General features: G+C 73.5%; 8 protein-coding genes. 6 read left to right on the top strand and 2 right to left on the bottom strand.

Annotated features, from left to right (window positions below; genetic code table 11):
* The 4 genes from AC1DUQ_RS15185 to AC1DUQ_RS15170 all read left to right on the top strand — a co-directional run.
* Nucleotides 1-415, top strand: a 415-nt coding sequence (locus AC1DUQ_RS15185) for a helix-turn-helix domain-containing protein (protein ID WP_477074072.1), incomplete at its 5' end; no start/stop codon positions are given.
* Nucleotides 416-516: 101 nt separating this feature from the next.
* The gene (locus tag AC1DUQ_RS15180; protein ID WP_477060693.1) at nt 517-789 is read left to right on the top strand and encodes a DUF4242 domain-containing protein; all 273 of its coding nucleotides are present in this window, start codon (nt 517-519) and stop codon (nt 787-789) included.
* Between the two features lie 11 nt (nt 790-800).
* Entirely contained in the window at nt 801-1,352 is a 552-nt protein-coding gene (locus AC1DUQ_RS15175; RefSeq protein ID WP_477060692.1) for a hypothetical protein, read from the top strand.
* Nucleotides 1,353-1,434: 82 nt separating this feature from the next.
* Nucleotides 1,435-2,265 carry a class II glutamine amidotransferase gene (locus AC1DUQ_RS15170; RefSeq protein ID WP_477060828.1) on the top strand — a complete coding sequence of 277 codons (831 nt, stop codon included), beginning with the start codon at nt 1,435-1,437 and terminating at the stop codon, nt 2,263-2,265.
* A 4-nt stretch (nt 2,266-2,269) separates the two neighbouring features.
* Here the strand turns inward: AC1DUQ_RS15170 and AC1DUQ_RS15165 are convergent, their stop codons facing one another.
* Nucleotides 2,270-2,653 (bottom strand): VOC family protein, encoded by a 384-nt coding sequence (locus tag AC1DUQ_RS15165; RefSeq protein WP_477060691.1) that lies wholly within the window; start codon nt 2,651-2,653, stop codon nt 2,270-2,272.
* Nucleotides 2,654-2,715: 62 nt separating this feature from the next.
* Between AC1DUQ_RS15165 and AC1DUQ_RS15160 the strand changes: the two genes are divergently transcribed.
* Together AC1DUQ_RS15160 and AC1DUQ_RS15155 are read left to right on the top strand one after the other, a co-directional pair.
* On the top strand, nt 2,716-3,516 hold the full coding sequence (locus tag AC1DUQ_RS15160) for an FAD binding domain-containing protein (protein WP_477060690.1): 801 nt from the start codon (nt 2,716-2,718) through the stop codon (nt 3,514-3,516).
* Entirely contained in the window at nt 3,513-6,206 is a 2,694-nt protein-coding gene (locus AC1DUQ_RS15155; protein WP_477060689.1) for a molybdopterin-dependent oxidoreductase, read from the top strand. The genes AC1DUQ_RS15160 and AC1DUQ_RS15155 overlap by 4 nt, the downstream gene beginning before the upstream one ends.
* 71 nt (nt 6,207-6,277) lie before the next feature.
* Here AC1DUQ_RS15155 and AC1DUQ_RS15150 read toward each other — a convergent pair.
* On the bottom strand, nt 6,278-6,496 hold a 219-nt coding region (locus tag AC1DUQ_RS15150; protein ID WP_477074071.1), incomplete at its 5' end, for an XdhC family protein.

Raw genomic sequence — 6,496 nt, 5'->3', positions numbered from 1 at the left:
CGTCGGGTCGGACGCCCAGGCGTGGGCGGAGCGCGGGTGCCCCTACGAGGAGGCCCTGGCGCTGGCCGACGCCGACGAGGTCGACCCGCTGCGCCGCGCCGTCGACCTGCTGCAGGGCCTGGGAGCCCGGCCCGCGGCCGCGATCGTGGCCCAGCGGCTGCGGGACCGCGGCGTGCGGGGCATCCCCCGCGGACACCGCGCCACGACGCGGGCCAACCCGGCGCTCCTCACCGACCGCGAGCTCGAGGTGCTGACGCTGGTCGGCGACGGCCTGCGCAACGCGGAGATCGGCGAGCGCCTGTTCGTCTCCCGCCGCACGGTCGACCACCACCTGGGGTCCATCCTGCGCAAGCTGTCCGTGCAGACCCGCACCCAGGCGAGCGCCGAGGCGCGCCGGCTCGGCCTCACGACCTAGGCAGCGTGCCCGCGCAACGTGGGCAGTCCTGCCGATGCCCGCGTCCGGGCGGCATTCGTAGCGTCGACGGCATCAACCACCCCGAATGAGAGGGCACTGAGATGCCGCGCTACATCGTCGAACGCACCTTCCCGACCGGCCTGCACATCCCCACCGACCCTGGCGGGGCGGCGACCTGCCTGACCGTGGTCGACACCAACGCCGAGGACGGGGTCACCTGGGTCCACTCCTACGTCAGCGACGACAGGGCCAAGTCCTTCTGCGTCTACGACGGGCCGAACCCCGAGGCGATCCGCGCGGTCGCCGTGCGCAACTCGCTCCCGGTCGACCGGATCACGCAGGTCCGGGTCCTCGACCCCTACTTCTACGTCTGAGGGTGGTCACCATGGTCACTCCCGTGATGGCTGCGCTCGCCGCGGTCGCGCTCGTCGGGTCCGGCTTCGGGTTCGGCGGGGACCACGGCCACGATCCCGGGCACCCGACGCTCGCGCACGCCCGGCACGCGATCGGCCCGTTCCACCGGGTCGACGTCGCGAAGGCCGCCGGGTACGGCGTGCTCAGCGACGCCGCCGGCATCCAGTGCATCGACAACCCGGGCGTGGGTGGGATGGGGGTCCACCTCGTCGACGGCGACCTCGTCGGCGACGGGACCGTCCGGGCGACCACGCCCGAGGCCCTCGTGTACGAGCCGAACCGTCGCGGCGGGTTGCGTCTGGTGGCCGCCGAGTACGTGGTCCTCCAGGCCGACTGGGACGCCACGCACACCTCCCCGCCGCGGCTGTTCGGCCGGACGTTCGAGCTGGTCCCCGCGGGCAACCGCTACGGGCTGCCCGCGTTCTACGAGCTGCACGCGTGGCTGTTCCGGTCCAACCCGCTCGGCATGTTCCAGGACTGGAACCCGCGCGTCACCTGCGCCCGGTCCACCGAGTCGTACTGACACCAGCTGCGGTCCCGGGTGCAGACATCCGGGACCGCAGGTGGTGTGCTTGGTGGACAGCCGCACGGGCAAGGAGGCCGAGATGTGTCGCTGGCTCGCCTACACCGGGTCGCCCGTGCTCCTGGACGACCTGATCTACAAGCCGACCAACTCGCTCGTGGTGCAGAGCCTGCACAGCCGGCTCGGCGCGGAGGCCACCAACGGCGACGGGTTCGGCGTCGGCTGGTACGACGAGCACGCGCCCACGCCGGGGGTGTTCCGCAGCATCGAGCCGGCGTGGAGCGACCGGAACCTGCGCGAGCTGGCCGAGCACGTCCGCGCCGGGGTGGTGCTCGCACACATCCGCGCGACCAGCGGGACCGCCGTGCAGCAGACCAACTGCCACCCCTTCCGGCACGGGAAGTGGCTCTGGATGCACAACGGGCTGCTCGCCGGGTTCTCCGCCATGAAGCGCGACCTCGTGCTGGCCATCGACCCCGAGCTGTTCCCCCTCGTCGAGGGGTCGACCGACTCCGAGGTCCTCTTCTACCTCGCGCTCACGTTCGGCCTCGAGGACGACCCGCCCACCGCGGTCGCCCGTGCGGTCGGGCTGGTCGAGGAGGTCGGCCGGACGCACGGCATCGCGTTCCCGGTGCAGATGACGGTCGCCACCAGCGACGGGACCCGGGTCTGGGCGTTCCGGTACTCCACGGAGGGCCAGAGCCGTTCTCTCTTCCGGAACACCGACGTCGCGGTGCTGCGGCAGCAGTACCCGGAGAACCCGGTGCTGCACCGCCTCGCGGACACGACCCGGATCGTCGTCTCCGAGCCGCTGGGTGACCTCAAGGGCGCGTGGCACGAGGTGCCGGAGAGCAGCTGCCTCGTCATCGAGGACGGACGCGAGGAGCTGCAGCCGTTCCAGCCCGCGGTGTAGCGGCTCAGCGGTCCAGGCACAGGCAGAAAGGGTGCCCGGAGGGGTCCGCGTAGACGCGGAACGGGTCCTCCGGGTGCCCCTCCTCCTCGGGCGTGCCGGTGAGCGGCCGCGCGCCGAGCCGCACCGCCTCCTCGTGGCCGACGGCGAGGTCGGTGACCTCGAGGTCCAGGTGCACGATCGCGCCAGCACGCCACGCCGGGACGGTGGCGTCCGAGCGCTGGAACCCGATCCGGACCGGCCGCGCGGGGTCGACGATCAGGAGGTACTCGTCACCCTCGGGGTCCGGCTCCTCGTGTCCCGGCGCCCACTCCCAGCGCAGGAGGCGTCGGTAGAACTCGGCGAGCTCGCGGGGGTCGGCGCAGTCCACGGTCGGTTGGCGCAGGTGCATGCGTCCGACGCTAAGGGCTACGTCACACGCCGGACACCTGTATACGGTTCACTCGGCAGACCATGGACCTGACCTCGCTGGACCGCATCCGAGCGGCGCACGACCGGACCGAGCTCGCGCTCGGCCCCCGCAGCGCGCCCCTGGCCGGCGGCACGTGGCTGTTCTCCGAGCTGCAGCCGCACCTCGAGGAGCTGGTCGACCTCACGACCCTCGGCTGGCCGGCCGTCGAGGTGTCCTCCTCCGGGCTCGTGCTCGCTGCCACCTGCACCATCCGGACTCTCGTGGACCTGCCCCCGGTGCCGGGATGGCGCTCGCAGCACCTGGTCGCGCGGTGCGCCCGGTCGCTGGTGGCGTCGGAGAAGATCTGGGACTGGGCCACGGTCGGCGGGAACCTCTGCGTGGCGCTCCCGGCGGGCGCGATGACGTCGCTCACCGTGGCGCTCGACGCCACAGCGGTGGTGTGGACGCCGGACGGCGGGGAGCGTCGGGAGCCCGTCGCGTCGTTCGTCACGGGGGTGCGGACCACGACGCTGGGACCCGGTGAGGTGCTCCGCGCGGTGACGGTCCCCGCGGAGGTCCTCGCGCAGCCGACCGCGTTCCGCCGCGTCGCGCTGACCAGGCACGGGCGCTCCGGGGCGATCGTCGTCGGGCGCCGCGAGCCCGACGGGGGCCTCGTCGTGACGCTCACCGCGGGCGTGACGCATCCCCACCGGCTCGCGTTCCCGGGTCTGCCGGGGGCCGACGAGCTCCGCGCCGCGATCGAGCAGGTCGACGACTGGTACGACGACCCGCACGGCGCCCCGGACTGGCGTCGGGCGATGACGCTCCGGCTGGCCGAGCAGATCCGGGAGGAGCTCGCATGAGGTTCGAGGTGAACGGCGCACCCGTCGAGGCGGAGCCGGCCCCCGGTCAGGTGCTGCGGACCCTGCTGCGCGAGCAGGGGCACGTCGAGGTGAAGAAGGGCTGCGACTCGGGCGACTGCGGCGCCTGCACGGTCCTGCTGGACGGCAGGCCCACCCACTCCTGCCTGGTCCCCGCGTACCGGGCGGAGGGTCGCGCCGTGACCACGGTGTCCGGGCTGGATCCATCGGTCGGCCAGGCGTTCGTGGACGCCGCCGCGTTCCAGTGCGGGTTCTGCACGGCCGGCCTGGTCACGACGGTCGCCGGGCTGGACCTCAGGACGGACGACGAGGAGACCGCGCGGCTGCTCAAGGGCAACCTCTGCCGCTGCACCGGCTACCGCTCGATCTGCGACGCCGTGGCCCGCCGGTGCAACACCGTGGACCCGCTGGCCGGTCAGGACGCCGGCCGCTCGGTGCGCTCCCCCGCGGCGCACCGGATCGTCACCGGCCGCGAACCGTTCACCCTCGACGTGCCGGCCACCGACCTGGCGCACCTCGCCGTGCTGGGCAGCCCGCACGCGCACGCCCGGATCGTGTCCATCGACGCCTCCGCCGCCCTGCGCGCGCCCGGCGTCCTCGCCGTGCTGACCCACGAGGACTCCCCCGCGACGCTCTTCTCGACCGCCCGGCACGAGTCCCGCCTCGACGACCCCGACGACACCCGCGTGCTCGACCCCGTGCTCCGGTTCCACGGCCAGCGGGTGGCCGTCGTGGTGGCCGAGTCCCTGCGGGAGGCATCGCGGGCGCTGGCCCTGATCGAGGTCGAGTACGAGGTCCTCCCCGCGGTCGTCGACCCGGCGGCCGCGCGGGAGCCGGGCGCGCCCCTGGTCCACGGCGACAAGGGGCCCGAGTCGCGGATCTCCGAGCCGGGACGCAACGTCGTCGCGCAGCTGCACGCCGAGATGGGGTCCGTGAGCGCCGCGCTGGCGTCGTCGGCGCACCGCGTGAGCGGCACCTTCCGCACCAGCCGCGTGTCGCACACGGCCATGGAGACGCACGCGACCCGCGGCTGGCTCGACGAGGACGGCCGGCTCGTCCTGCGCACCAGCACGCAGGTGCCGTACCTGGTCCGCGACGAGATCGCGCACATCTTCGACCTCGATCCCGCGCGCGTCCGGGTGCTCACGGGTCGCGTCGGCGGCGGGTTCGGCGGCAAGCAGGAGCTGCTCACGGAGGACGTCGTCACGCTCGCGGTCCTGCGCACCGGCCGCGCGGTCCAGTACGAGATGAGCCGCGCCGACGAGTTCACCATCGTGCCCACCCGGCACCCGGTCCGCGTCGAGGTGGAGCTCGGTGCGGATGCCGACGGCGTGCTGACCGCCATGCGCATCGACGTGCTGAACAACACCGGCGCGTACGGCAACCACGGACCGGGCGTGATGTTCCACGGCGTCTCCGAGTCGATGGCCGTGTACCGGTGCGCGAACAAGCGGGTCGACGCCGAGTCCGTCTACACCCACACAGTGCCGTCAGGAGCGTTCCGCGGGTACGGCCTGGGACAGATCATCTTCGCGATCGAGTCGGCCATGGACGATCTCGCGCGGTCCGTCGGCATCGACGCGTTCGAGCTGCGGCGCCGCAACGTCGTCGTCCCCGGGGACCGCCTGCTGGTGGTCGACGCCGAGGAGAAGGGCGACCTGGACATGCACTCGTACGGCATGGACCAGTGCCTCGACCTGGTGCAGGCGGCGCTGGCCGACCGGTCGGCGGACCTTCCCGCGCCGCCCGGCACGCTCGTCGGCTCGGGGATGGCCGTCGCCATGATCGCGACCATCGCGCCGCGCGGGCACTACGCCGAGGCGACGGTCCGGCTGCTCGACGACGGCCGGTACCAGGCGAGCATCGGCACCACCGAGTTCGGCAACGGCACCACGACCGTGCACGGCCAGCTGGTCGCGCAGGCGCTCGGCACCACCGTCGACCGCATCGTCATCGCACAGTCCGACACCGACGTGGCCGGGTACGACACCGGCGCCTTCGGGTCCGCCGGCGTCGTCGTCGCCGGGCTCGCCCTGCACCGCGCGGCGCTGCAGCTGCGCGCCAAGATCCTGTCCGCGGCGGCCGCGCTGCGCGACCACCCCAGCGACGAGCCCCGCACCTGGGACTCGAAGGACCTCGCCCCGGACTCGGCGAGCGGCGTGTCGCTGACCGAGATCGCGCGGGCCGTCCCCGGGCTCACGGGCCAGGGCAGCCACGACGGCACGCCCCGGTCGGTCGCGTTCAACGTGCACGGCTTCCGGGTCGCCGTCGACCCGTCGACGGGCGAGGTGACCATCCTGCGCTCGGTTCAGGCGGTCGACGCCGGCACGGTCCTGCACCCCGAGCAGCTGCGCGGTCAGGTCGAGGGCGGCACCGGCCAGGCGATCGGCACGGCGCTGTACGAGGAGATGCGGCTCGACACCGAGGGCCGCGTGACCACCGCCTCGTTCCGCAGCTACCACGTGCCGCAGATGGTCGACCTGCCCCGCACCGAGGTCCTCTTCGCGCAGACCAGCGACGACCTCGGACCCCTGGGCGCCAAGTCCATGAGCGAGGCCCCGTACAACCCGGTCGCCCCCGCCCTCGCCAACGCCATCCACGACGCCCTGGGCATCCGCCCGCACGAGCTCCCCATGTCCGCCGACCGCCTCTGGCGCCTCCTGCAGCACTGACCCTCGCGGTGGAGGACCCTGTCCGTCCGCACGTCCGCGCGTCCGGACGACCGAATCCGCGGACGTTCCGGTCAGGAGTGCGGTGCTCGGGGGCGGTGGATCGGGCCGGCCAGGTCGGTCAGCGGAAGGCCCGTGGCTCCCGCGCGCGACGCCAGCACCTCCGCGAGCACCGACACCGCGGTCTCGCCCGGCGTCGACGCACCGACATCCAGCCCGATCGGCGCGCGCAGCCGGCTGAGCTCGTCGTCGGTGACGCCCCGCTCCACCAGCTCCGCCAGCCGCCGGTCCTG

It is taken from the genome of Cellulomonas sp. P4_B5_2 (assembly GCF_056402235.1).
The sequence above is the reverse complement of the archived record's forward strand: the minus strand, read 5'-3'. Positions and strand labels throughout refer to the sequence as shown.